This window comes from Nocardia sp. JMUB6875, from assembly GCF_041154655.1.
Lineage (GTDB): Bacteria > Actinomycetota > Actinomycetes > Mycobacteriales > Mycobacteriaceae > Nocardia.
This window is the reverse complement of sequence record NZ_BAAFGR010000019.1, coordinates 46,538-71,310: the sequence shown is the minus strand read 5'-3', so window position 1 is coordinate 71,310 and position 24,773 is coordinate 46,538. Positions and strand designations below refer to the sequence as shown.

General features: G+C 63.4%; 21 protein-coding genes and 1 rRNA gene. 11 read left to right on the top strand and 11 right to left on the bottom strand.

Annotated elements, in window-relative coordinates; genetic code table 11:
- From rrf to ACAM49_RS07675, 8 genes are all read left to right on the top strand, one after another.
- Positions 1-88 (top strand): 5S ribosomal RNA (gene rrf, locus ACAM49_RS07710); the annotation flags it as partial.
- Positions 89-203: 115 nt separating this feature from the next.
- A complete protein-coding gene (locus ACAM49_RS07705; RefSeq protein ID WP_369634753.1) occupies positions 204-716 on the top strand; it encodes an SUKH-3 domain-containing protein in 513 nt (170 codons plus the stop codon).
- A gap of 38 nt (positions 717-754) precedes the next feature.
- Positions 755-1,078, top strand: a complete 324-nt coding sequence (locus ACAM49_RS07700) for a WXG100 family type VII secretion target (protein ID WP_369634752.1) — start codon at positions 755-757, stop codon at positions 1,076-1,078.
- Positions 1,075-1,377, top strand: coding sequence for a WXG100 family type VII secretion target (locus tag ACAM49_RS07695; RefSeq protein ID WP_369634751.1), 303 nt, complete (start codon positions 1,075-1,077; stop codon positions 1,375-1,377). The genes ACAM49_RS07700 and ACAM49_RS07695 overlap by 4 nt, the downstream gene beginning before the upstream one ends.
- Before the next feature lie 28 nt (positions 1,378-1,405).
- Positions 1,406-2,890, top strand: a complete 1,485-nt coding sequence (locus ACAM49_RS07690) for a toxin glutamine deamidase domain-containing protein (protein ID WP_369634750.1) — start codon at positions 1,406-1,408, stop codon at positions 2,888-2,890.
- A 10-nt stretch (positions 2,891-2,900) separates the two neighbouring features.
- Positions 2,901-3,197 carry a YrhB domain-containing protein gene (locus ACAM49_RS07685; RefSeq protein ID WP_369634749.1) on the top strand — a complete coding sequence of 99 codons (297 nt, stop codon included), beginning with the start codon at positions 2,901-2,903 and terminating at the stop codon, positions 3,195-3,197.
- A 63-nt stretch (positions 3,198-3,260) separates the two neighbouring features.
- Complete coding sequence (locus ACAM49_RS07680) at positions 3,261-3,731, top strand: SUKH-3 domain-containing protein (protein WP_369634748.1); 471 nt, start codon at positions 3,261-3,263, stop codon at positions 3,729-3,731.
- A gap of 219 nt (positions 3,732-3,950) precedes the next feature.
- The gene (locus ACAM49_RS07675) at positions 3,951-5,162 is read left to right on the top strand and encodes a PQQ-binding-like beta-propeller repeat protein (RefSeq protein ID WP_369634747.1); all 1,212 of its coding nucleotides are present in this window, start codon (positions 3,951-3,953) and stop codon (positions 5,160-5,162) included.
- A 21-nt stretch (positions 5,163-5,183) separates the two neighbouring features.
- Here the strand turns inward: ACAM49_RS07675 and ACAM49_RS07670 are convergent, their stop codons facing one another.
- Positions 5,184-5,720 carry a hypothetical protein gene (locus ACAM49_RS07670; protein WP_369634746.1) on the bottom strand — a complete coding sequence of 179 codons (537 nt, stop codon included), beginning with the start codon at positions 5,718-5,720 and terminating at the stop codon, positions 5,184-5,186.
- A gap of 48 nt (positions 5,721-5,768) precedes the next feature.
- On the opposite strand from ACAM49_RS07670, the gene ACAM49_RS07665 reads away from it, so the two are divergent.
- The gene (locus tag ACAM49_RS07665; protein ID WP_369634745.1) at positions 5,769-6,299 is read left to right on the top strand and encodes a hypothetical protein; all 531 of its coding nucleotides are present in this window, start codon (positions 5,769-5,771) and stop codon (positions 6,297-6,299) included.
- A gap of 87 nt (positions 6,300-6,386) precedes the next feature.
- Here ACAM49_RS07665 and ACAM49_RS07660 read toward each other — a convergent pair whose 3' ends face one another.
- The 10 genes from ACAM49_RS07660 to ACAM49_RS07615 form a co-directional block, all read right to left on the bottom strand.
- Positions 6,387-7,553: a Wadjet anti-phage system protein JetD domain-containing protein gene (locus ACAM49_RS07660; RefSeq protein ID WP_369634744.1), complete on the bottom strand. Its 1,167-nt coding sequence runs from the start codon at positions 7,551-7,553 to the stop codon at positions 6,387-6,389.
- Positions 7,550-10,921: an ATP-binding protein gene (locus ACAM49_RS07655; RefSeq protein ID WP_369634743.1), complete on the bottom strand. Its 3,372-nt coding sequence runs from the start codon at positions 10,919-10,921 to the stop codon at positions 7,550-7,552. Before ACAM49_RS07655 ends, ACAM49_RS07660 begins: the two co-directional genes overlap by 4 nt.
- Positions 10,918-11,511: a DUF4194 domain-containing protein gene (locus ACAM49_RS07650; RefSeq protein ID WP_369634742.1), complete on the bottom strand. Its 594-nt coding sequence runs from the start codon at positions 11,509-11,511 to the stop codon at positions 10,918-10,920. Before ACAM49_RS07650 ends, ACAM49_RS07655 begins: the two co-directional genes overlap by 4 nt.
- Positions 11,508-12,962, bottom strand: a complete 1,455-nt coding sequence (locus ACAM49_RS07645) for a DUF3375 domain-containing protein (RefSeq protein WP_369634741.1) — start codon at positions 12,960-12,962, stop codon at positions 11,508-11,510. The genes ACAM49_RS07650 and ACAM49_RS07645 overlap by 4 nt, the downstream gene beginning before the upstream one ends.
- Positions 12,963-13,085: 123 nt before the next feature.
- On the bottom strand, positions 13,086-15,185 hold the full coding sequence (locus ACAM49_RS07640; RefSeq protein WP_369634740.1) for a UvrD-helicase domain-containing protein: 2,100 nt from the start codon (positions 15,183-15,185) through the stop codon (positions 13,086-13,088).
- Between the two features lie 160 nt (positions 15,186-15,345).
- Positions 15,346-16,980 (bottom strand): AAA family ATPase, encoded by a 1,635-nt coding sequence (locus ACAM49_RS07635; RefSeq protein WP_369634739.1) that lies wholly within the window; start codon positions 16,978-16,980, stop codon positions 15,346-15,348.
- 95 nt (positions 16,981-17,075) lie between these two features.
- Positions 17,076-18,719: a DUF6119 family protein gene (locus ACAM49_RS07630; protein WP_369634738.1), complete on the bottom strand. Its 1,644-nt coding sequence runs from the start codon at positions 18,717-18,719 to the stop codon at positions 17,076-17,078.
- Between the two features lie 93 nt (positions 18,720-18,812).
- Positions 18,813-20,078, bottom strand: a complete 1,266-nt coding sequence (locus ACAM49_RS07625) for a DNA sulfur modification protein DndB (RefSeq protein ID WP_369634737.1) — start codon at positions 20,076-20,078, stop codon at positions 18,813-18,815.
- A 95-nt stretch (positions 20,079-20,173) separates the two neighbouring features.
- Complete coding sequence (locus tag ACAM49_RS07620) at positions 20,174-20,857, bottom strand: DUF4352 domain-containing protein (RefSeq protein ID WP_369634736.1); 684 nt, start codon at positions 20,855-20,857, stop codon at positions 20,174-20,176.
- Positions 20,858-20,935: 78 nt separating this feature from the next.
- The gene (locus ACAM49_RS07615; RefSeq protein ID WP_369634735.1) at positions 20,936-21,373 is read right to left on the bottom strand and encodes a hypothetical protein; all 438 of its coding nucleotides are present in this window, start codon (positions 21,371-21,373) and stop codon (positions 20,936-20,938) included.
- Between the two features lie 304 nt (positions 21,374-21,677).
- On the opposite strand from ACAM49_RS07615, the gene ACAM49_RS07610 reads away from it, so the two are divergent.
- Complete coding sequence (locus ACAM49_RS07610) at positions 21,678-23,672, top strand: N-6 DNA methylase (protein ID WP_369634734.1); 1,995 nt, start codon at positions 21,678-21,680, stop codon at positions 23,670-23,672.
- Complete coding sequence (locus ACAM49_RS07605) at positions 23,660-24,670, top strand: serine/threonine-protein kinase (RefSeq protein ID WP_369634733.1); 1,011 nt, start codon at positions 23,660-23,662, stop codon at positions 24,668-24,670. The genes ACAM49_RS07610 and ACAM49_RS07605 overlap by 13 nt, the downstream gene beginning before the upstream one ends.
- The last annotated feature ends 103 nt before the right edge of the window (positions 24,671-24,773 follow it).

Sequence of the window (24,773 nt, the reverse complement as noted above, 5' to 3'; positions counted from 1 at the left end):
CGGTCCCATTCCGAACCCGGAAGCTAAGGCCACCTGCGCCGATGGTACTGCACTCGACAGGGTGTGGGAGAGTAGGACACCGCCGGAACATCATTCGCGAAACCCCCTGACCTCGGTCAGGGGGTTTCTGCGTTTCACGGGCCTGTGGGACAACTAGATCAAATCGATACGCGCCCAACATCATTCGGCCTCGAATCTCCACTATGCGCTTCTTCTGGCCGAATCCCATTACCTCCCAAACCCTCACCGCAGCAGGTTGGACGCCCGGCCGCAGAATCGACATCACCGACTGGACCGATCGCCTCGAATCCGAGGGTTTCCACGTCTCCCGGCCAGCCGCGGCCATCCTGAAGTCTTTCGGCGGCCTGACAATTCAACCCCCAAACCTGACCTCGGCCCGCTGGCCCGCGGACTCCCTCTTTTTCGACCCCCTCGACGTAGCCAACGGCATGTACGACCGCTACGCCGATTTCGAATCCGCCCTCGGCCGACGCATGACCCCCCTCGCCGTGAACGCCAGCGGCACCACGTTCCTTCTGATCCTGGACGACGGCCGCGTAGTCTCCGACGGCATCCTCGCCCTCCACCACCTGGCCCCCACCTGGCCCCAAGCTCTCGACCTACTAATCCGCCGCCACCGCACTCCCGATCTCCTCCTCACCTACACCCGCCCCACCCCCGTGGTGCAGAGTTTCCACTCCCTCCAGGTTTGCTGATCGGATGCCGTACGATCCTCCGCGGAAGGGAGGATGCCGTGACTGGATCCGATAACGCCGCAGGTCGGCTCGAAGTGCTACCGAACGATGTCCAGGCCTTCGGCCGCCTCGCCTACCGCATTGCCGAAGAGTTGCGTGCGGGCTCGGACAACCTCGACAAAGAGGTCAAGGGCCTTCGATCCACCTGGCAGGGAGCCGCAGCGAAGTCATACGAAGCGGGCTGGACCGAAATGCATCACGGCGCCACCGAAGTCTGGGACGCCCTCTTCGACCTCGCCAGCAAGCTCGGAATCACCGCGGAAACCTACCGCGGCACCGACGCCGAATTCGGTGCCGCGTTGAGCTCCCTGGAGCTCCCATGACTGTTCCCGGCGAGGGCTACAAGGTGGACCTGAACCACCTCGACGATGTAACCGCACGCATCCGTGCCTTCAAGACCTTCTTCGAGGATTCCTTGGCAACGCTCGACAACAAGGCGAAGGCGCTGTCGGCATCCTGGTCGAGCGAAGCGGCCGCGGCATACGAGGCCGCCCACACCGAATGGCTCACGGGCGCAAACGAAGTGCGCGAAGGCATCGCCTCTCTGGAATCCGCAGCGAAGATCGCCCACGGCAACTACAGCGGAGCCGTGGCGACAAACCTCAGAATGCTCGGCCAGTGAACCGCGCAGCGGGCGGGCGGTCGCCGTGGTGAACGTCGATTTCGGTTCCTTCTACGCGGTCGGCCGAGCCTGCTTCGGCCTGGAGGACGCTCTTCAGACAGCCTTTCTCACCGAGACCGAGGCTCTCGCGGATTGCAGCGGCATGGCGGGTGTCGACGAGGCGGGTGTTGCCTGGGGTAAGGCCTATGACCAACGCGTGACCGACCTCCTCGGCATGGTGTCCGACCTCGGCGAGGCATTGGAGCAACTCGGCGGAGTAATAGTCCAAGCCGGCTACAACCACTACCTCGCCGAGTACAACAGCATCGTCGACCACGCGGGCCCTCCGACCGCCATGCCAGCGGTCCCAGTCCCGTCCTGCCGCGTCTACGGCTGCCCACCGTCCGCGGGCGGCCCCAGCGACGGCCTTCGCGACGACGCCAAGTCCCTCATCCGCCTCGCCGACAAGGTGGGTCTCCCGGTTCCCGACGGTGACACCGGAAAGCTGCAAACCTCCGCGGACGCCTGGAACCGCCTGCACACAGCCCATTCCGCAGACCTCGCCTCGGTCCTGAAGAACGCCGCGGGAGTCCTGCAACGCAATGACTCCGAAGACGCCCAACAGCTCTCCCAAAAACTCCTCGACCTGCAAGGCGCAGTCGACGACATCCTCGGCGCCTGCGGCGACCTCTCCACCTTCTGCACCGACCAGAAATCCGCTCTCGACAACCTCCGCCACGAAATCCTCACCGACATCCTGAAGGAACTCTGCCTGGCCCTCGGCGCCGACCTGGCGCTCACTTACGCGGCGTCCTTCCTGACCTTCGGCGTGAGCGCACTCGTCGGAACCGCCGCCACGGAGGGCATCGTCGCCACCTACGCGACGCGTATTGCCGAGGCAGTCAAGGGTTGGAGCACGGCCAAACGACTCCGGGAATCACAAGTTGTTTTGCGCGACCTGAGCAAGTCCCGTGCGGCGGTCCTCGAGGCGAAAGGCCTTCGCCGAGGAGCATTTTCACCGGCTGGTAAGGCCGAGCTGGCAAGTTTGCCCGAGGGCGCTGCCATCTCGAGCGCCAATGCCGACCAGGCCTTGTTCGACAAGTTCTTCCCCGAACTCGCCAATATCAATCCGATGTACAAAACCGGTGAGTGGGGTTTCCGGAACAACTGCCAATCCTGTGTCGTCTCAGTCGAAGAGCGCCTCGCCGGCAACGAGGTCACCGCGGTCCGCCGTTCGGACAAGGCCGCCACCGACTTCACCTGGCCGGACGACGTCCTCAACGCGGTCGGGCACGGAAACTCCTTCCGCGAGGTCTCCGGCTATAAGGAGATCGAGCAGCAACTTCTCGACGCTGGACCAGGCTCCCGCGGCATCGTCCACGGAGCATGGCTCGATGAGAACGGCCTCTACGAATCGGGCCACGTCTTCAACGTCATCAACCGAGACGGCAAGATCTTCTACGTGGACGGCCAAACCGGAACCTGGGCCGACCTCCACAACTACAGCGGCTTCGAATTCCTCCGAACGAACTGAAAGAGCCCACATGGACGAACCCCAGGCCCGCGCACTGGCAGCCGACTACCTCGACCGCTTCTCCTCCGAAGAGCGCCCCTTGTCCCTGTACCCCACCTCGAAGGATTACGGCTGGTGCCTCACCTTCGGCTGGAACACCCAGCGCTACCTCGAAACTCGAAACATGTCGGATTCGATGGGCCCCGGCACCGGCCCCATCGTTGTGGTGAAATCCACCGGTGATGTCTGGATGCTCTCCAGCGCACCATCTTTCGACACCCAACTCGCCAAATACGCCGCAGAGCACGACATCGAGCTGCCTGATTGACAGGTGGCGTCTTGACCTGAGCTTCGAGTTGTCGAGGATCAACGAGCGGAGGCGCTGACGCTTATGCGGATCAACTGGCCGAATCCGGTTACGGCCGAGGTCGTTGCCGCGGCCGGTTGGACGCCGGAGCGCCGGATCGACGTCACGGGTTGGGGCGAGCACTTGGACGACCAGGGGTACTTCATGTCCTCTCCCGCTGTGAACATCCTGGAGAGCTTCGGCAACCTCGTCTTGCGCCCGCCGGATTTCCCCGAAGCGCTGTGGGGTGCCGATCCGATCTTCTTCGACCCGCTCGAGGTCGGAGACAGAATGCGCGAACGCTACGCGGATCTGGAGGCGAGGATAGGGCACCGAATGACCCCGCTGGCAGCCAATTCCAGCGGCACAAGCTCGCTTCTCATCCTGGACGATGGTCGCGTGGTCTCGGATGATGTACTCGGACTGCGTCTCTTGGGAAGTGCATTCCCTGAAGCAGTCGACCTCGTTCTGCGCCGATATCGGAGGCCGGACTTCCTGGTTCGCTATGACCGCTGAACCAGTTCAAGCGCCGTCCATTCCGGCCGAGGGCAGTGCCGAAGTGGGCATTGGAGCCGCCTGCAACTGGTCAACCCGGATGGCGCAGAGTTTCGGTTCCCTCCAACTCTGCTGATCGCTGGCCATACGATCCCTCGCGCAAGGAGAGGTCGTCGATCGCAGTAGGGCATGAGGGGAATTCTTATGACTCGGAGTCGTACTTGCTCGCGGTGGTCATTCGTGCTGGTCTTGCTGATGCTGGGAAGCGGTGTCGGCTGCACGAGCCGCGACGGCAGCGATCAAGCAAAACCGTCTGTGTCGTCGGTGCGTACGGTTCAACGCACCTCGTTCGACCCGCCAAAGGTATTCAATCCTGCTCCGGCTGCCCAACTCCCGCGGATGGACCCGCCGCCGTCTCAGAGGTCGTGCGTACTGGGCGACGGTGTGTTGTTCTGCGCTACCGGCAATGGTCTGCAAGCCTTCGACTCGGCCAGCGCGCGTGTCATCTGGTCGATGCGCCCCACCGTTTCGCCTCGGGCGGAGGGCTTTTCGGCGCCCACCTTCTGGAGTAGCGCAGCACCTAAAGTCCGCGGTACGACGGTGTTCACGTTGTTCGGAGGAATGCTGCCTGGAACCGGCACAGGTCGAGACCGTTACGCATGGCAGCTCTCGGCCTCGGATGCCAAGACCGGCGCCCAGCAGTGGCAGACGACCGTCGACCTCGGCGCGGACTTCGGCCGCTACCCACTCGAAATCATCAGCGTGACAGACACATCGGTCGTCATCGGGGCGGCACCGGCACTGCCTGATCCGCCGTACCCGACACCGGCGAGGGCGAAAGCCTGGGTAGTCGACCGCGACACCCATCAAGTCCGATGGCACCGCGACGGCTTCTATCCGGGCCACGCCGCCGAGGGAGAAGTCGTTGGGCTCGTCGCGTCCGGTGGCCCGGAAACCCAGACGCTGCTTGGTCTTTCCATCACGGACGGCAACGAGCAATGGCGGCGCGTTTCCGGCTCCAACACCCGATTCGCGACCTCGAACGTGCCCGGTTTCGCAATAGTCGCGAGCGAACGCGGCGGACTCGACGTCGTAGTCCCGAAATCCGGCGCTGTCGCCTACCACCAGCCGAAGACCGGCGGCCTGGAATGCCAGTTCGACGATGAGGTGACGGTCGTCTGCCAATCCCGCGCCGGCGGCGACATCCTCACCTTCGACATCACCGCACCAGCCCAACCGCGCTGGGCCCTCGAACAATCGGCAACCCGCGAACCGCCGAAGATCACCGCCGTCTACCACGGCCTGATCTATGGCGAGAATGCCCGAGGCCAGGGAGTTTCACTCGACGCAACGTCGGGAGAAGACGCCCCGACCCAGCCCGGCATCGTGCCGATCATGGTCGACCGATACATCGGTATCGCCGACGGAGCAGTCCACCTTCCGCTCGAGTAGCCGCTGCCTACCTCTCTACGTCTATTCCGGCCTGAGGTACGAGGCGCGGCGGACCAGCACCGTCTCCTTGGTCACGACCACGCCCCTCAGCAACTGGATCGGATACTCGCTGATCCGGTATCGGACGAATTGCACCGGCCGCTGATCCTTGATGAACAGGTAGAACCCATCCGAAGGATTATCGGACGTCGGGGATGACGCTGGGAGGTGCTTCCAGCAGTACCCCGGTGTTTGAGCACGCGAATTCAGTTCGTTCTGCTCCGTGTGTTCCCAGACATCGACCATCCGATCCCAGTCGTCGGACCAGCCGGCTGAGTGTGTCAGATCCAACATGGGGATCGTCTCGGTGCTTCTCAGTGCTTCGAGCATCGTCCGATAGAGAAGCTCGCTGGAGCCCAAAGGCTGTGCGCCACCGTGGGGGTCGAAATCAAAGGTGCCACGAGCGCAACCTTGTTGCTCCTTTTTACGCACGGGCCCGTCCGGTGGCCCGAAGACGCCACAAGCTGAAATCAGCGACACCAGAATCGCAAGCAACCCGACGCGCATCAACACCTTCATCCCAGCATCCCCCGTCGCCTCCTGGCCCCTCCGCTCCGAATACCAGCCATGAGCATTCGGTTCTCCTACAGCCAAGATCACGATAGCGGTCTCTGGCACGTAACCGGCGACGACGGTGAGAGGTCGGTGACCATCGCCCACGAATCGCGCGACGAGGCCACAGCCCAAGCCCAGGAAGCGTTCGGCCTCGTCGCCTACCGTCCACCACCCCCGCCTCCACCCGGCCATCACCGGTTCGTCCTGATGGAGAGCTACTTCGGAGCCCGCGACGCCCGCCCCGACGATCCCCGCTACGACGCCATCAAATCTTCTCTGCCACAAGGATGTTCAGTCGGCGACTGCGACTACTCCTTCAGCCTCGACTGCGTCTGTCCCGGCACGCACCTTCTCGACGCGATAGCCACAACGTGCGCTGAAATCCGTGAGACTCACGGACTGTTCTTCGCCGACGCCGGTGTGGAAAAGTCGGGGAATGGATCAGTGACGGCCAAAATGGCTGGGGCGCAACCATCCTGGCCCAACTTCTGCTCATGGCAGTCGAGCGTGGCCATCTCCTTGGCTACACCACCGCGGACTTGATTCGATTCATCGAGCGAGTCGGCATCAGCGATGGAGCAGGTTATCAGTCGCCTGGGTAGCGATACCTCTGCAACGGCCTGCCTGCCCTCACGTGCGCAGCGCCGCGACTACCGCGCTGTAGCGAATACGCTCCTGCTCGAGCCGAACCGCGGGGCCGAAGGTGTCTTGAAGGAGGTCGTGGTACAGGTCTGATTCTGGGTCGGTCAGGTGGTGCAGGGGAGTGGAGATGGGTGTGGGTTCGGATACCCATTGGCCTTCGTGGGCGAGCAGAGTGGCTCGGTCCATGAGCACGGATTCGGTGTGCGGGTGGCTCGCGCGTAGGCGGTCCAGGATCGCGAAGCCATGGGTGTCGATGTCGCCCCAGTAGCGGATACGACGTTCGCCGAGCCAGGTGAGGGCGTCGAGTCGGGACAGGGCGTAGCCGCCGCCGAAAATGGCCAGGGTGCGGGGGATCTCGGGGAGGGCCAGGTAGGTGACCTCGTTTTCGACGACGACGACGGTGTCGGCATCGGGTGGGCGGGAGACGAATTCGTCGAGGCGGACCGTCAGTTCGGCGAATCCCGCTGTGCGGCTAGATGGGTCGAGCCAGCGGAAGCGCACGTATTGCGGTTTGCGGCGGAAGCCGTATCGAGCGGCGAAATCGGATGTCGGATAGGCGGTGTCGATACGCTCGGGCGACAGATGCCGGTCGAGCAGGCGGGCGAGGATCCGCTGATGTTGTTCGATGAACTTCGTATCGACGCCAGGTATGTCGATCTGGCGAAGGTAGCGGTTGGTTCCCGCCGCGGTATCGATCCACAGCACGGTGGCGAGGATCTTGTCCCATACTTCGGCCAGATCCAAGGCCTGAAGGGGGCGCTCTAGCGCCCAGTCCGCCAATGCCGGGGAGACGGCACGAGTCTGTTCGAGCAACGCCACGAAGCGGCGGACCTTGCCGGCGACGCCCAGCAGTGACCACAGCCGGTCCCAGTCCTCGATCCATACTCGTCGCGGCAATTCGTTCGTGCCGATGAGTCGTCCGCCGACCGTGTGGTAATCCAGTCGTAGTGTCTCGCTGTCGAGTTCACGCCAGGAACGCGCCCATTCCCGCGCCGCGCCGAGGTCCGCGGCGATGTCCCGCGCACTCGGTCCCCGCAGTGGAATATCGATCGGCAGCAGTGGTTTGCCCTCCGCGTAACCGGCCAGCAGCTCACCGGTGTCCCAGCGCCGTCGCAGCCGGGCCACCATATCGGCCCGGGTTGTCCACGCGGTCACCGCGGGCCCTCGCCCTGAGCGTCGGCGGCGTGGCGCCGCTCGCGGTACTGCTCGATGGTGAGCGTTTGGATGCGTGAGTAGCTGCCCGACTTGTTGTCGACGAAGCCGACCGAGGCCACGAAGGGCTCGATGACGTGGATCTTCTGCAGCGGTGTGACGATCAGCAGTTGCAGCCCCAGTCGGCCGAACAGTCCCAGCGCGAACCGGGTCGATTCGTCCGAGCCCCGTCCGAATGCCTCGTCGATCACTACGAAGCGAAATGTCTTGGACTGTGCGACATCCCATTCCAGCTTGAACTGGTAAGCAAGCGAGGCCGCGAGGATGGTGTAGGCGAGCTTCTCCTTCTGCCCGCCGGACTTGCCGCCGGAGTCGGTGTAGTTCTCGTGCTCGGTGTCGTCCTCGCGCCAGCGTTCGGACGCGGAGAAGCTGAACCAGTTGCGCACGTCGGTGACCCGCTTGGTCCAGGTGCGATCGATCTCGGTGTGGCCTTCGCGACCGCGGAATCGTTCGATGAGGGCCTTTACTTGGAGGAACTTGCGTTCCGAATACTGGTCACCGTCGTCTTGGAGCGCGCCGCTGGTGCATTCGCGGAGCTGGGTCTTGAAATCGCGGACATCGAGATTCGGTGTGGGCATCAGCTCCAGGCGCACGTAGCGGCCGGGGTTGTAGTCGATGCCGACCAGGGAGCGGTTGATGACCTCGATGCGGTCGCGGATCAGTGAGACCTGTTTCTCGAGTTGTGCGTGCAGGTCGGCGATGTCGCGAATGGTGTTGGTGTTCAGGTATTCCTTGAATCGGGCTTCGAAGCGGGGGAGATCGTCATCGGCGAGTTTGCGGTGCAGGTCGGCGTAGCCGTCCGCGGATTCGAGGCTGTCGTCGAGTTCGGCGGTCTCGAGTGGGTAGCTGCGCCGGAAGTCGCTCATTTTCCCGATGGCCTGGGTCGCGGTTGTGCGCTGCGCTCTCCCGACGCTCTCGATGCGGCGGGTCAATTCGGTGGTAATACCTCTGAGCGCATCATCACAGGCCTGGACGGTATCGGCCGGATAGGCTGCCGCGGTATCGCCCAGCGCGGCGAACAAGTCGCGTGCGGAGGCGCAATCTGGTTGCAGCAGTTGGGCTTCCACTAACTTCAGACTTGTTTGTGCATCGCGGATTCGCTGTTCGGCTATGGCGATATCGCCGTCGAGCTTTCTGGTCCGCGCATCGGCTTTCGCGAGGTCTGCAACCACCTGTTCGAGCTTCGCCGCGATCGCCTGGAGTTCCCCCGACGAGCACTCGATTTCTTCTTTCTCCCGCTCGAGCTCCGCGATCGCGTGAACTCTTGCGGCCCAGTCCAGTTCGTCGAAACTGTGGAATTCGGCGAGCTTGGTCAACGCCTTGGCTTGGACGGTCAGCTCCTCGAGCCGCTTTCCTGCGATCCGCTGCTTGCCGTCGAGGTCATTGAGCACGCCGGTCAGTCGCCGCGCCTCCGCCAGCAGTGTTTCGATCTTGTTCTGATTGCTCCAGCCGAGCACATAGTTGCGGCGGTCATCGATCCGGTGCCGGTCGTCCTTCTCATGTCGTCCGCGCCCGCCCTTCACCTGTCCGCTCATGGTGAGTGCCATTCTGGCACGCCGGAATTCGGTCATCGACGTGACACATTCGTAGTCGGCGCGAAACCGCAGCTCCCGATCGAGCCAGTCGCTGAAAGGCGACTGTTTGATCTCCAATTTCGTGTAGAGCGCCCGATCGGCGACCTCGACAATGCGTTCCGGGGCCGGGGACGTCGCCACTCGGAAGTAGACGATCCGCCCGCCGAGATGGTTGCCATCGATCCAATCCGATACGGCCGCATAGTGTTCGGAGGCGACCAGCAATGCCAACCCGAAGCCGTGCAGTACCCGCTCGGCAGCTCCCTCCCACGCGCTCTCCTCGGTACGTACCCCGATCAGCTCGCCCGCGTAGGGCAGATCCGTTTCGGCGAGTCCGACAGCAGCGCACAATCGTCGCCGGAGTTCCAGTTGTTGAGCGGGGATATTGCTGCGACGGTCGCGCAGGCTGAGGAGTTCCTGATTGACGATGTCGGCTTCGGTCTCGGAGTCGCGCCTATCGAATGCCAGCTGGTTGAGCGCATTCTGCTGTTTCGCGGCCGCCTCGTCCACGGCCGCGGTCCGCTCACCGATCTCGCGCATTCGTGTGCCGAACTGCGCCGCGTCCGCGACCGGGCGCAGTCCAGCCGCATCGAGGAGCTCGCCGAATCGGGTCGCCCGGGTCTGTCGTGCGTCTCGTTCGCCCGCCAACCGACCCAGATCCTTCTCGATCTCACTGAGCCGGTTGCCGCCGTGGCCAGCGCGTTCCAGCTCGAGATCGCGTTGCCGATCGCGCAGATCGGTCACCGCGGTGCCCGCGCGCTCGCGGTTGGTTCGCAATGCGAGCAGTTCGACGCCGAGCTGCTCGATCGTCTCGGTCAGGAGGTACTGTTTGCGGTCGGCGTAGAAATACGGCAGGGCGTTGCGGCGGGCTGTCAGGTCTTCGATTTCCTGCGCATGGCGACGGTACTGGGCGCAATCCTCCAGCAGGGGATCCAGCAGCGCGAGCTGCTCGCGCGCCTTGACCACGGCGTCGTGCGCCTCGGTCAGATCCTCGAAATGCGTGACCACGTCACGGATCACGCCCTCGGCATCGAACGGTTCGAGCATGTGGTTGCGTACGAAGTCGTTCAGGTTGCCCACCGACTTCATGGACACGGTTTGATGGAACAGTTCCATCGCTTGCTCGGACTCGATTCCGAGTCGCCGCCGGAAATCCTTTCCGTACGACGGGAATCCGTCGTGGACAGTTGCACCGGCCTTGCGCAGGCGCCGTTTCAGCGCGGCGATGTCTCCGCCGAAATCGGTGAAGTCCTCCGCCACGGTCAGTGCCGAGTCCGCGGTCACATAGAACCTGTCCGGCTGCCCGGCCGAACTCTGATCGCGGAACCAGAAGAACTGGGCGAGAGTGACTTTCGAGCCGAAGCCGCTGTTCTCGAAGACCGCGAGCAACACCGTGAACTTGTCGCTCTTCCGCAGCCCGACCGACTGGCTGGTGCCGGTGGTCTCGTTGCGCTCGGATTTGTAGTGTCCCAGGACATACGAGCGCAGATCTCGCTCGCGGGTCTCCGCACCGGCCGCCTTGTTGTACGAGATCCGGTTCGCGGGCAGCAGCAGCGTAGTGAGCGCATCGACAATGGTGGACTTGCCCGATCCGATATCACCGGTGAGCAATCCGTTGCGGCCGCCGGGGACGAACGACCATACTCGCTCGTCGAACGTTCCCCAGTTCAGGATCTCGAGCCGAGCCAGCCGGAAACCCGGTGTGGCGCCGTCGAGATCGATCACCTCCGTCGTCATGACTCGTCCCCTCCCGTCAAGGTCGCCGCGTACTCGGCGAGCCGCTGATCGAACTCCGAGAGCCACTGCCCGTCCACGAATGCCTTGAGAATGCGGCGCACCTCGTACAGATTCTGGTCTCCGAGCTGGCGCAGGAATCCGAGTTCCTTCACCTTGGTGATGTGTGTGTCGATCTGCTCGACCAGGCGCGCTTCATTGCTGCTCTCGGGCAGGAACATGCGCACCATTTCCACGATCTGCTCGCGGCTGAGCACCACCTTCGCCGCCCCGTCCTTGGCGTCGTGCTCGGCGAGCCGTTTGCGTAGCAACGCGAGCAGCAGGCTGACGTGAAAGGACAACGCACGGCGGGGGATCAGGCGCGGAATAGCGGGTCCGTCCGGTTCGCCGATATCCGGTCGGGATCGGAGGAACGCGTAGCCTTCGGCCTCGTCGATGACCGCGGTCAGCCCGATCACCGCCACGTAGTCGCGCACCTGAGCGCGCAGGGCCAGCAACTGACGCCACTGTTTGTCGTGGGTGTCGCGATACAGGACACCTTTGAGCAGGTGCGTGACCACCTGCGACAGATCCGACTCGACCGGGGCGGTCATGCGAGCTCCTTCTCGATGCCCTTGCGCACGAAGGTGATTCGCGGGATCACGCCGCTGCGGTGGTTGTCGTCCGCGTCCGACCAGTGCACTCTGTCCCGCTGTCCTTCGTCGAAGTCGACGGTGAAATCCGGGTCGCTGAGCGAGAGGTAGGTAACCAGCTCGGCCAAGCCCTGTTCGAGCGGATGGTCCCGCAGCAGCATCGGCAACGTGATCTGGGCGCGATGCCGCAACGTGCTGCGAACTGATTCGATCAGTCGCGTCGGGTCTACGAACACCTGCTGGAAAAGCAGGTCCGCATCGACTTCCTCATCGGCGTCGGTGATTCCAGTCGTCACCAGCGGGGCCTTATCGGCCACTCGATAGAGTGGCCGTTCCATCGGCAGACCCAACTCCGCGGCGGTCGCGTCCAGCTCGACGCTGATCTCTGGATCACGAATCTCCCTGACCCGCAAAGCATTCGCCTCGATACTGCGCAAAATGTCCATGACCCGCCGGTTCTCCAGCCATACCTGATCGTCGAGGAAGCGGCGCAGCTGCTCCGACAGCAGCCGCACCGTGGCCTGGGTGCGTCCGCCGGCGTCGAGCCAATCGTGATGAATGCGCCGCATGTGCGGATCCGGTTCCCCGATGGCGGCCAGCTCCTGCACCTTTGCCAGCAGATCGGTGAACTCCGACTGCTTCTCGTAGGAGAGCAGAAAGTCGTAGAACGCCTGAAAACTGCGCCCCTGATCGGATTCCGCGATCGCGTCCCGGCTGCCGAGCATGTCGTCGAGCAGCCCGGCCTTGGATCCGTCCCAGGTCGCGATCCGCTCCCGCAGTTCCCGATCCAACTGCCGAAAATTGGCCTCCACCTCACGGAAATCGGCGAGCAATTCCCGCGCCGTCGCCGTGAACTGCTGATAGCGATCCCGCAACGCCACATCGTCGAGCGGCGCGAACCGCCCCTCCCGCACCCGTTCGATCTCGGTGTCGATCGCGTCCCGCCGCCGCCGCAACTCCGCCAACCGCACCTGTGGATCGGTCTCTGCGCCGAATGCCATCTGCCGCAACAACTCGAACACCGTGTTCAACCGCGACTCGGTTCCGACAAAGGATCGATCGGCCAAACCTTGCACCCAGGTGAGCGCCTTCTCCACCGCGGGTGTCGCATCGAAATGCACCTCATCGGAACCCGGCGGGTAGTACTTTCGCAGCCAACCCGCCTCGGGCGCAGCCCAATCGTTCAGATACGCCTTGGCCGATTTGGGGAACGTCCCCTCACCCATCCGCTCGTTGAGCGCGTACAGCACGTCATCGAGCCGATCGGCCAACTCTTCCGCAGCCATCGACCGTGCGTTCTCCTCGATGAATACCGTGCCGAGGAACGACAGCACCAGCGGCGCGTTGTCGGCCCGCAGTAATCGCCAGGCGGGGTGATGCCTGCGCAGGGATTCCAGGTGCTCGAACTGCATGGTGGGCCTTCGGCGAAGATGAGCGGACGGGTGAATGCTATTCCGGGGTACCGACATCGGAGCGGTGATCGGAATCGGTCGATTGATCCTCTGGCGAAATGCCGGAGGGTCGGTTTGGCCAGGTCAGGCCGAGCGTTGAGCCGCAGCGAGAAACCGGCTCGGTTGTCCATGCCAGGTGATGACCAGCTGTTCGCGCGCACGGGTGCAGGCGACGAAGAGCAGGCATCGTTCCCGTTGTAGATCGAGTGCGTGAGCGTGGGGGTCATCCTCGATCGGGGTGAGAGCGGAGGCGACCGGAACATGGTCGTCGTCGACACCGGCGACAATCATGCAGCGGAATTCCAGCCCTTTCATGCGGTGCATGGTTCCCAGCGAGATCTTGCGGTCGGCTTTGCTCTTCCGGGAAAGCAGATGCGTACGAAGTCCCGCGGCCTCGAGGCGTTTCGCTATCTGCTCGGCGGTCCATTTGGCACGAGTTGCGATGCCGATCTCTTCGGACGCGACGCCGCTCCGGATCCATGTTTCCACCGTCCGCACAATGTGGTCGAGCTCGGCGTGCTGGGTGGCGAACCCGGCCGGATCCGGTGGCGTGCCATGGATTTCGGATCGACATCCGGCGATACTCTCCAGCCCGCCGTTCATGTCGTCGATGGGCTCACCGCGCAATAGACCCAGGCTCCACGCCAGGATCTCGGCGGTGGTGCGGTAGTTGATCGACAGTCGGCGCGATCGTCCCGTGACATCGATTCCGGTGTCGCGCAGGCTAACTCGATTGTCGTAGATGCGCTGATGGGTGTCCCCCGCGAGGAAGATGTCGTCTGGACCCGTGGCCGTTGCGGCCCGCAGCACCCGCCATTGATCGGGGCTCAGATCCTGGGCCTCGTCCACGATGATGTGACGGAACGGTTTCTCGGGGCTGTCCTGGAGAATTCGAGTGGCTTCGCGACGCAGGGTTTCCCATGTCCAGACGTTCGACTCGGCCAGCAGATTCTCGAAAAGTGTTGCCACTTCCCAGATTCTCGCCTTCTGCTGTCTCCCCAGTGCCCGCCCGCGGCCACCCCGGGATACCGTGCGGTACTGCTCCAGGGTGGTCACCTGTTGGGCCACGATCACGTGCCTCCACTCCTCGGCGAGGAATGTCTCGGTGAACCCGGTGGGGCAACGGGCGTGCGCCTGGCGCCAGAGCGCCGCCTCATCGTCGGCCGTGAGAATGTGCGGCTGACCATACTTCTCGCGGAATGTGTTCTGCGCGAAGCGATCGACATTGCGAACGGTGATCGCCGCGGCGAGGCCCGGATCGTCGACCAAGGTCGTGATCCCGTCCTGCAGCGAATCCGCGAGCGTGGAGGTGAAGGTGGTCAGCAGGATCCGCCCGGCTCCGCGTTCGGCCAGGCGGCGGGCCCGGTGCAGGGCGACGACGGTCTTGCCGGTACCGGGACCACCGGTGACCCGGGCGGGCCCGCGGAACCGTCCGTCCACGATCGCCTGCTGAGTGGGGTGCAGGTAGATTCGCCAGAGCGCGAACGGATCCGCGAAGACCTTCAGCAATTCCTCGGGCCCGTCCACGAGCAGCACGCGTCCGGGACTGCGCCGCACCGCGGTATCCAGATCGGTGGCGTCGATCGGTTCACTGACCGCATCGGCTCCGATCTCCGACCACACCTGTTCCACCGACAGCCCGGCGGCCAGACCGAACAGGACATCCCACTGGGTCGAAGGCAGCTTGCCATGGGCATCGTCGAGCTGCGCCTGACTGGTCATGGCCCGTGCCGCGGCCAAGGTCCGATCATCGATGCCGAGTCGCCGCAGCTCACTGTCCTTCACATGGCCGAACAGCCGCTCCGGCGTGCACTCCGCCGCCGCGGCGAGTTCGGGCAGTGCGGCATCGAGCCCACTGTCGTTCCTGATCTCGATGCCGCCATTGGCCATGTTCACCGTGACGTCCCGTCGCGCCGCCCAGGCGTAGGCGTCATCGTGCCGCAGCACTTTGAGCAGCAGGTAGGTGTCCCCGGTTTCGGGAGCGAGCACGATTCCACGCCAGTGGTTGTCGATGCGGATCGACCTGAAACGCGGGTTCCGCGCGGTGTTGATCTTCTCGAGGTGAACCCCGGCAAAGGTCGCGTCGGCGAACTTCTTGAACACCTCGCATACGCGCTGCTGCACCGGCCCGGTCAGCTTCCCGTACTCGAGCAGAAACTGTTGATGGATAGCAAGTTTCGGCATACTTCCCCCTGAAGTCGGCCACGACGCGATACAGATCAGCGCGGGCCGGAGCCTGCACACTATCGCGAGATGTCTGGTTCGTCCCTTAAACAACCTGCTGGATCGCAGATTCAGTGTGATTCGGGTGAGCTCGGGACTCAACCCTGTCCATGGTGAACCGTCACTGCGGTTCGAGCCGCTCCGTCAAAGACGCGAAGGCGCGGGTCAGATCTTGCGCTTCGAGCGCAACCAATTCGGCCGCGGATGGTTCGTGCTCGTCGAGATTGCGTGCCAGCCGCAGATCTCGCAGAGCTGACGCCTTTTCGCACAGTGTCCGAATGAACCGGCCATTGCCGAGCTCGTCCGCCCACTCTTGGTCACCCACCAGTGCACAGGATGCTTGCAAGGCGGCTTCGGCTTCAGCGGTAAGCGTCTGCCGTCCAGCGGTCAACATTGTCATCGCAATCTCGGCGAGTTCCGTGCCTGCGTAACCGGGGAAGTCGATGCGCGTGTTGAATCGCGACCCGAGGCCTGGATTCGTGGCGAGCAACTGGTCCATCTCGTCCTCGTAACCCGCCAAGATGATCACCAGCCGGTGCCGGTCATCCTCGGCTCTGGACAGCAACACTTGTAAAGCCTCGTCCCCGAACGAATCCCGATCTCCCTGCCCGCGGGTATTGCACAGCGAGTACGCCTCGTCGATGAAGAGCACACCGTCGAGCGCCTTGTCGATGACACGATCGGTCTTCGGCGCGGTATGGCCGACATACCCTGCGACCAAGTCGGCTCGGTGCGCTTCCACCAGGTGGCCCTTGTCGAGCAGATGCAATCCCGCGAACACCTTGCCGACGATCCGGGCCACCGTCGTTTTCCCGGTGCCCGGAGGCCCGGCGAACACCAGGTGATGCGGCACCGCCCCGCCCGGCAGCCCGTGCCGCTCTCGCAACTGTGACATGCGCAGCTGCGCGATGAGCATCTCGACCTGCTGCTTCACCGGCTCGACACCGATCAATCCCGCGAGTTCGCCGACCGCCTCGCGGAGCAGCGCCTCCCGTGCCTCGTCGGTGAGGTCGGAATCACCCGAATGCTGGGTGACGACGGGGTCGCTGCCGGATCGACTGCCCCGCAACGGTTCTGCCGCACCGTGCCATGAGCGCATCGCCCTCGCCTCGCGGGCGTCGCCGACCGACACGTCGACGTCGATGTGGCCGCTGGTGCCGGTGGTGATCCGGTAGTCGGCAATGGCGCCGGCGCTTCTGCCTGGTGGCAGGATCCCTTTGAATTCTGCGCTTCGGGCCAGCCGGTCCGGCGTCGCGGCCATGCCGTTCGGGCCGGTTCGAACGGTCAGCCCGATGCTGTCGAGCTTAATCCGTGTGTCCGAGCGGTTTTCGACGACGACGGTGACTTCGATGCCATCCATTGAGTCATCGAAGTGTGAGCTGAGTTCTCGTGCCCGGACATCGGTGATCATGATCGCCACCCCATCGCCGAAACTGGCCGCCTCACCGAAGGCGAGGGGCGTCTCCTCCGTATCCCACCGCACGACCTTCTCGACCTCGACCGTCCACCGACGACGCTGGGAGTGCTCGTCGGCTTCACCCTCAGAGAGTTCGAGGACACTCCACATGCCTCCTCCGCCGTCCACGAGAGGCGCCCAGTCGAATCCGATACGGCGATAGGACTCTTGGGCCTGCCGCCACAGTTCGGGCAGCTTGCGCTGATCGATCGGGGTCGTGAACGACAGCCGACGGTGGCCGGGATGCGTGAGAGCTTCCGCGTCGACCGTCAGGTGGGCGCCGTCGATCATGAAGATCATGGTTGAGGTGTGAATGATGTTTCTCCTGTCGAGTTAGGTTGGGAGTTCGGGTTATACGGTGCCGATCGCCGCGAAAAGCCAAATCCCTCCGGCGGTTACGGCTGCTCGGTAGCAGGCCCCTCGGAAATCGCGACGACCTCGACGGTGACGCCGTAGTGCTGCTCGAGGTTCTTGGCCATGTTGACGATGGCGACTTTGGCGAGCGGGTAGAGGTTCTCGGGCGTGGTGTCCTTGCCCTTGAGCTTGATTCCCAAGATCACCTTGGTAGGGCGGAAGTCCTCCGGGAGTTCGATCCGGCCTTCGCTGGCCTCCCTCACCAACTCGCAGAACTTCTTCCGGGCCTCGGCCTGAGCGAACAGTGCCTCGACGGACGAATACGCCTGGTTCACCTGGTGACTCAGCGGCGCGGCGCGGTCCGCGGCCTTGATATGCACGAGTTCCTCTGCTTTGGTGAAGCCGTCGCAGGATTCGAATCCATTTCCGTTGTGCACGGTCGTCTTGATGAGCTGCCTGTCGAGGCAAAGGAATGCCTCAGGTCCGAGCTCCTTCTGAACGCGCTTGTTGTAGGGCGTCTCGTCTTCTCCGACATGCCAGACGGGAAACACGATCGACGGTGATTCGGGCATGAGTTCGCGGATGTGGTGGTTGATCGACTGCAGGAAGGCCATCCCACATTCGAGCCATTCACCTTCGGACAGACAGTAGACCCTGGAGCCGATCGAGATGGAGAGCTCGAGCCACTGGTCAGCCGCTCTATCCGGGCCGCTGTCGTCCGGCCGCTGTCCGAGAATCAATCCGATGGTGCCGTTGCGGAGTGCCGCGGCGGGATTGTCGGTCCGGTCGCACAGCGCGCGTACGGCATCCGGATCCAGCTCGTCGACGATCTGCACGGCATCGCCGATCTCGAGGATGTACCCGGTGATCTCGTGCCGAAGGTCGGCGAGGTCGTTCGGAATCGTGAACTCGATCACCGCATCCGATTTCTCCCGAAGGCAGTCCCCGAGCCGTGCTTCGAGTTCCGTCAGGACCCCGTCATCGGTTACCGGCTGGACGGCTTCGAGGAGCTCGAAGTCGCTGGGAACATCGCGCCGTCCGATCTCCGCGATCCGGCGCAAGACATGAACGAAGCGATCCGGGTCGACGGGCATTGATACCGTCAGGGTAGAACCACCCCGGATCGAGACCTGCTGGCGGTGATCGAGCCCGAGCTCGGCGGCATCGATGACGCCGCCGAGACGCTTAACCAGATCGGTCCACTCCCGAATTCCGATGCCGCTGATCGGAATACCGCTTGCCGTGTAGGTATCGTCCTGCCGACCGACAGCGGCCATACTTCTCCGACTCACCTCACGCACCTTGCGCGGATCGACCACTCGCAGCGCGATCTGCAACCCGAAGTTGTTGACCTTCAGATCGTGGGGGAGATACAGGTAGCCCGTGCCGTACCCGATCGCGAAGACGGTGCTGTCAACCGCGATGACGAGAACGGCAGCCGCATCGGTGCAGCTGAGTTCGATGTGACGGCCGGTCAGCGTCGACAGGCTCTCGCACCATCCGGTGGGCTTCTCCGGCAACTGTTTTGTGAACAGGACGGCCGCTGCGTCGCCGATACGGAACTCGTTGACATCGAAGCCTTCGTCGAGCAATTTGCCCGTCGCCATCGCGTCGAAGATTGCGTTGGTGTTGGGCTGCACGTGTTTCAGACGGTAGATCGAGACCTTACGAACGCTAGCGGCCATGGTTCATCTCCTTCGATTCGGCAATGCCGTCTTCCTTTTGGTGGTGAGGGTGGATCGGCAGCACCGTCTTGAACTCCGCTGCTGCCCTGCGGGTTACAGCCCGTTCGGTGCCTTGCTGTACCAGCGGGTGATCACGCCCACCAGGTGGACGATGTTCTGGGTACGCATGATCGGCGCCGCCGCGTTGGGCTCGAAGTCCGTATGGGCGTCGCTGGTGCGCCAGATGCTGGTCTCTGCGACCGGGGCCGCCATGTGCGGGTCGAGCCGCTTAAAGAACTCGGTAATGTCGTCCAGCTCGGCGGGGTTGTCACCGGTACGGAGTTCGCGGAAGACGCCGCCGAGGACACGCAACATGCCGACCGAGCCGAGCAACGAGGTCCGGCGAACGCGCTGGGACATGGTCAAATCGTCGGCCTTGCGCGCCGCGTCGGTGTCCTCCTCTGTGATGGCCGCGAGGTCGGTGAAAGCGGTGGAGATGACGTCGAGGAAGTCCTTGACCTGCTCGATGACTTCGCCGTCGGTCAGCGTCTGCTCGGCCTTCTTACTGATCCGGCCGCCGGCACCGGCGATGACCGCCCGAGTGACGTCGGCAACATGCTTGGCGCCCAACGGATTCGGGTTCTTCAACGTCATCCGGTCCTGCTCGGCATCGACGCGACCCTTCAACAGCGGATGATCGATGACATCGGAGAGGGTCCGGTTTGCGACCTTGTAGTTGTCGAAGCGAGCCCGCACCGCGCTGCTGATGCCCTTCGCGTTGTCGGCGACGTCGACGAACATCTGCTGCGCCTTGATCGGATCCGGTTCGACGTAGATGTCGAGGCCGACATACTCCTGCTTGAGCCGATTCATCTGCGTCACCAGCTTGTCGCGATCGGCCTGCAGCTTCGCGGCCTTCTCCACGCTGACCTTGCGGGCCAACTCCCGATCGATCGCGGAGATGGCGTCGGTGATCCGCTGCTTCTCGATCGACACCCCGAGCACACGGTGCTGGCCGTCGATGGTGCGCAGCGTGGCGATACCTCCGATCGCCCAAGGCACGGTCAGATAGCCGACCCGCCCCTCGTCATCCGCAGGTTCAAAGACGCAACCGCCACCATCGCGCGCCAGCAGGGCGGGTGCGACCCAATCCTGCTTGGCGTCGAGGTACTCGCCGAAGTGCTTGGCGTGCAGGCGATCCACCTTGCGGTTGTCCTTGTCGACGTTGTTCGGGTCGGGGACCGGGAGGACTGTGGGTAGATCGAGGAGGGGCACGCGGGTCGAGTAGACCGAGCGGCCGCCCTGAACGGTCTTGAGGGCGAGGTAGGTGCTCGAGTCCTGGGGCTTGGACAGGAAACGGGGATCGATGGCGATGGTCATATCAACTCCAAAGGTGTTTCAGTACTACGGAATAGAGGCTCGAGTGCGGTTGTGGGGCCTGGCGGCGGCGATCCCAGCCGCCAGACAGAGTCCGACTACCGCAACGACACCGTGGTGCCGCCGGAGAACATCGAGTCGTGCAGGACGATGTGATCGGGCTCGGAGTCGGCGGGCAGATCGAAGACGACCTGCGCGGTAATGCTGTTGCCGGGGTTGATGTCGGCGTACAGGCTGGTGTCGGCCTGCAAGTTGATCGCAGCCGCGGCATCGTTGCCGAACTTGCGGTTCTTCGTGTCGAAGACGTACTGGTTGCCGGGGGAGAACCCATAGGGCACATTCGAGATGTTGCGCACGGTGATCGACACGATCGTGTATGCGCCCTGCGCGGTCTTGCGGAGAAACTGGTTGTCACCGAGTTCCTTTACACCACTCTGGATTTCAGTGATAACGAACTCGAACTTGCCGTCCCGAACCGGAGTATTCAAGCCCGGAGCCGGCGGCTTGACCGGCGCACCGCCACTCGACGTGTCCGGCGTACCGCTGGCCACGGTTGCCGGAGTGGTCGGCCGTGCCGTCTTCTCGCCCTTGCCGCTCAGGGCCCCTCCGGCGCCGCAGGCAACGACGATCGCGGCCAGAACAATCAAGATGATCTTGAGGGCATTCGACTTCTTTGGAGGCTGCGGCGGTACCGGGTGGCCGTAAGGACCCTGCGGCGGGACCGAACCTGTCGGCTGGATGGGGCCCTGGTGATAAGGCTGCTGTTCGGGCTGAAAGTTCATGGGATTCCTAGTAATTCGTTGACAGAGACACAGCTCGATACGTCGTCTGAGCGTTTCGCGGTTCTTTGGGTGGACTGATCAGCGGATGCCGTGAGCGCGACGGACTGCCCAGCGTGCTACTGCCAGTACGCGGGCACGCAAGGCTGCGCCGAGGCCGGTCGTCCTGGCCTTGACGCAAGGCGGAGGTGCTGCCTGCGTGAGGCGGCGGGCCGCTTCTGCCTTGGTGATCGGTTCGGTTCGTATGGCGACTTCGAGCGGGGTCGGAATCGTCGAAGGGCGGGCCTGCGTCGGCTCAAGGATCAGTGGCCGATGGTCGGTTGTCTCCTCGCGGACCGGCTCATTGCGCGCGACCTCAGGCTCGCCCACCTTCGCCGAGCTTCTGTTGTAGTCCTCGAGCGACCAACTCGTGAGGTGCCAACCGTCACAGGTGGGGCAGCAGTACACCCGCTGCTCCCGGCGCGCCGGATTCGTGCGGTCTAGGCAGGCCAGCACGATCTCAGCGTCGCTGCGAGTCATGAAGCGCCGCTTGCCGATTGCGCACCGCGTAGTGGGCACGCGGGTGTGCCGCCTCATGAGATCTGATCCGTTACCGAGCCCCAATGTTCTGTGGGTCCTCTGCGCCCGTCGACTTCCTCGGCGCTGCCGAAGTTCTCCCCTCATCTGTGCCATTGCGAAGTCCCCTCCCCGGTTGTAGCACTTGACGATGTTCGATTGGTTTCCGTTGTAGACACTATGCATGCGTGAAAACAATGTCAAACGAAATCTCGAACTTTGACTTCGGCTCTCATGTGGTTAGGATCGCTTCATCGAGAGGAGAGCCATGGCAGACGCTCCACCACTGGTCACAGCGGCGGATATCTCCCGTTACGCCGGTGTCACCCGTGCGACGGTCAGCAATTGGCGGCGGCGCCACTCCGACTTTCCAGCATCAGCTGGCGGCACCGAGGCACGACCGATGTTCGACCTCGACGAGGTCAAAGCGTGGCTTGCTGCTCACGGTTACGGTGCAACGCAATCCCCGGTTTCTGAGCTACGCACCCTGGTCCAGGCGCATGTTCGTCCGGACGATGTTGTGCCACTGCTGAAGACTGTGGTAGTCGAGCAGGGCCGATTAGTGGTGACCGGTATGCCGGGGCAATTCTCCCCAGAGCTGTGGGCTGCAGTACGTAATGTCGCCGAACACGAAGGTGCCCGGACCGTACTTGAGGCGCTGGCTGAGCGGGCCCTCCAAGGAACGCTGGAGTCGGGGGTCTACTGGACTCCTGAATCACTGGCCAGATTTATGGCGCAGTTCGTTGCGCGGCTGTCTGATAGTTGTCCGCTCAGTGTGCTCGATCCGGCATGCGGCCGCGGCGGCCTATTGATCGAAGCGGCTCGACTTGGCGCGCTGAAGCTCTACGGGCAGGACTCCGCGTCGGTTCAGACGGAACTTGCCCGGCTATCGGTAGCGCTGGAAACAGGGATAGATCCCGACGTCCGCACAGGAGACAGTCTGCGCGCCGACGCATTCCCCGATCTTCAGGTCGATGCCGTGCTGTGTATTCCGCCTTTCGGACAACGTGATTGGGGTGCGGACGAGCTGAGGTTCGATTCGCGCTGGGAATACGGCGAGCCGGTGCGCCTCGAGTCCGAGTTGGCGTGGGTGCAACACGGGCTTGCGCACCTTCAGCCCGGGGGCACTGCCGTGTTCGCGCTGCCGCCCGGAGTTGCATTTCGGACATCCGGTCGCCGGATCCGGGCGGCTCTGCTTCGGGCGGGCGCGGTGCAGGCCGTCATAGCTCTACCGAGCGGGCTCCTGCCGTGGACGACGATCGCGATCCAACTGTGGATTCTGCGCCGTCCCGATGCCGACGGGGCGGGACGCGGAAAAGTGCTGTTCGTCGATGTTTCGGCGGCGCGAGAACCTTTCGAGACCTACACCGATCAAGCCCTTTCGATCTGGCGAGCCTTCGACGCTGATCCGGAGGGATTCACTGCGGTTCCGGACCTCGCGGCATCGGTTCCGGTTATCGCGTTACTGGATGATCTGGTTGATCTGACACCAGGGCGATACAGTCGTGCTCCTCTCGATCCCGCGGCATTGGTCGAACGTATCGGGCAGGTTGCCGCGGATCTGTCAGTGCAAACGGACCGCCTACAGACGGATGTCGCAGCTGCCGGGAAATGGTGCGTCGCACAGCAAAAGTCGTTGCGCACAGCCACTATCTCCGATCTGGCTCAACGTGGCATGCTGCAAATTCTGCGCACTTCTCAGGTGCCCGCAGAGCAGACAGCCGCAGCCGCGGTGGATGCCTCACGCTCAGTGCTGTCCGGTCGCGATCTCGTCACAGGTGGGCGTGCCTCAGAAACCGTTGGTGAGCTGGCCGTATCGTCGAATCTCGTGGTGATCGAGGTCGGCGATGTACTGCTACCGGTGGTTCGCGGCAATCGCCAGGACGGCGCACCTATTCGAGTGGCCGACGAAACCGACGCCGGCGTTATCGCCGGTACTGGTGTGATCGTGTTGCGTCCGGATCCGAAACACATCGATCCATGGTTCCTGGCGGGTTTCGCGGCCAATGCTGACAACGGTGCTACTTCGGGGGGAGCTACGACGATCCGTACCGAAACGAACCGAGTTCGAATACCGTTGCTGCCGTTGTCCGAACAAGGGGGGTACGGCATGGCTTTCAGGCACATGACCGAACTACGTGCGATAGCTCGGCAGGTTGCCGAATCCGCCGATACATATGCAGGGCTTGTCGTCTCCGGTCTGACGACCGGCGCGCTGAACCCGCTCGACAGTTCTGAGGGGAGGAGCCGGTGGAGCGACTGAAAGACACCGATCCCAAGCGGATCGGCGATGTCGCGGTCCGCGGTCGGCTCGGCAACGGTGGAATGGGCCGGGTCTACTTCGGCGTCACCGACGATGGGGATCCGGTGGCTCTCAAGCTGATTCGCGAGGACCTTCTGGGGCGGGAAGAGGTACGCGCCCGCTTCGCACGCGAACTTGACGCCCTTCGGTCTGTGCAGAGTCCGCATGTCGCGACTCTGCTGACCGCCTCTGACGAAGACGAGGAAAGGCCCTGGCTCGCCATCGAATACATTCGCGGTCTGAGCCTCAAAGAGTTGATCGAAACGCGTGGTCCGCTCGATGCAGATCAGACCGCGGTTCTTGGCCTGCTGCTGACGAAGGCGCTCGACGACATCCACGCGGCCGGGTTGTTGCACCGGGATTTCAAGCCCGGCAACATCCTGATGGGTCGGGAGGGCCCGAAGGTTATCGATCTGGGATTGGCGGCGTTCATGGAGGGGCCCACCGATCTCACCGGCAGTCAAGCCCATCTCGGTACGCCGGTGTGCATGTCGCCCGAGCAGATCACGACGCCACGGCACCTGACCGCTGCCGCGGACATCTATGCCTTGGGTGCCACGCTGATGTACGTTCTGACCAGGCATTTTCCGTTTCAGGACAAAGCTGCGCCCACGCTCCTATACAGGATCTCCGATCCGAAAACGCTGCCCGATTTCAGTGGTGTGCCCGAATCGTTCAAGCAAATCCTGCACCGGATGCTTGCCTTCGACCCGGCCGCCCGGCCACCCGTCTCCGAACTGCACGCATGGTTCACGCAGCGGATCGGCAACCGATTACCGGCAGCGATCCGGAACCTTGCTGTTTCGACTTACGTTGAGCGGGAGTCCGATCCGCCGGAACCGACTCCGCCGCAGCGGCCGCAGCGCAAAGACCTGTCCACGTTCGCGCCACCAGGGTCGGTGATCTACCAGCTCGCCGAGCGGCTGCGCACCAATTACGCCTCCACTGCCCGATTCTGACCAGCTCAAAGGAGCACAGTGAGCGAGACTGCCTACCCGCCTGGTGCCCGGATCGAAGTCCGCGACGCCGAGTGGATCGTCCGCACCTGCGCGAAAATCCGAC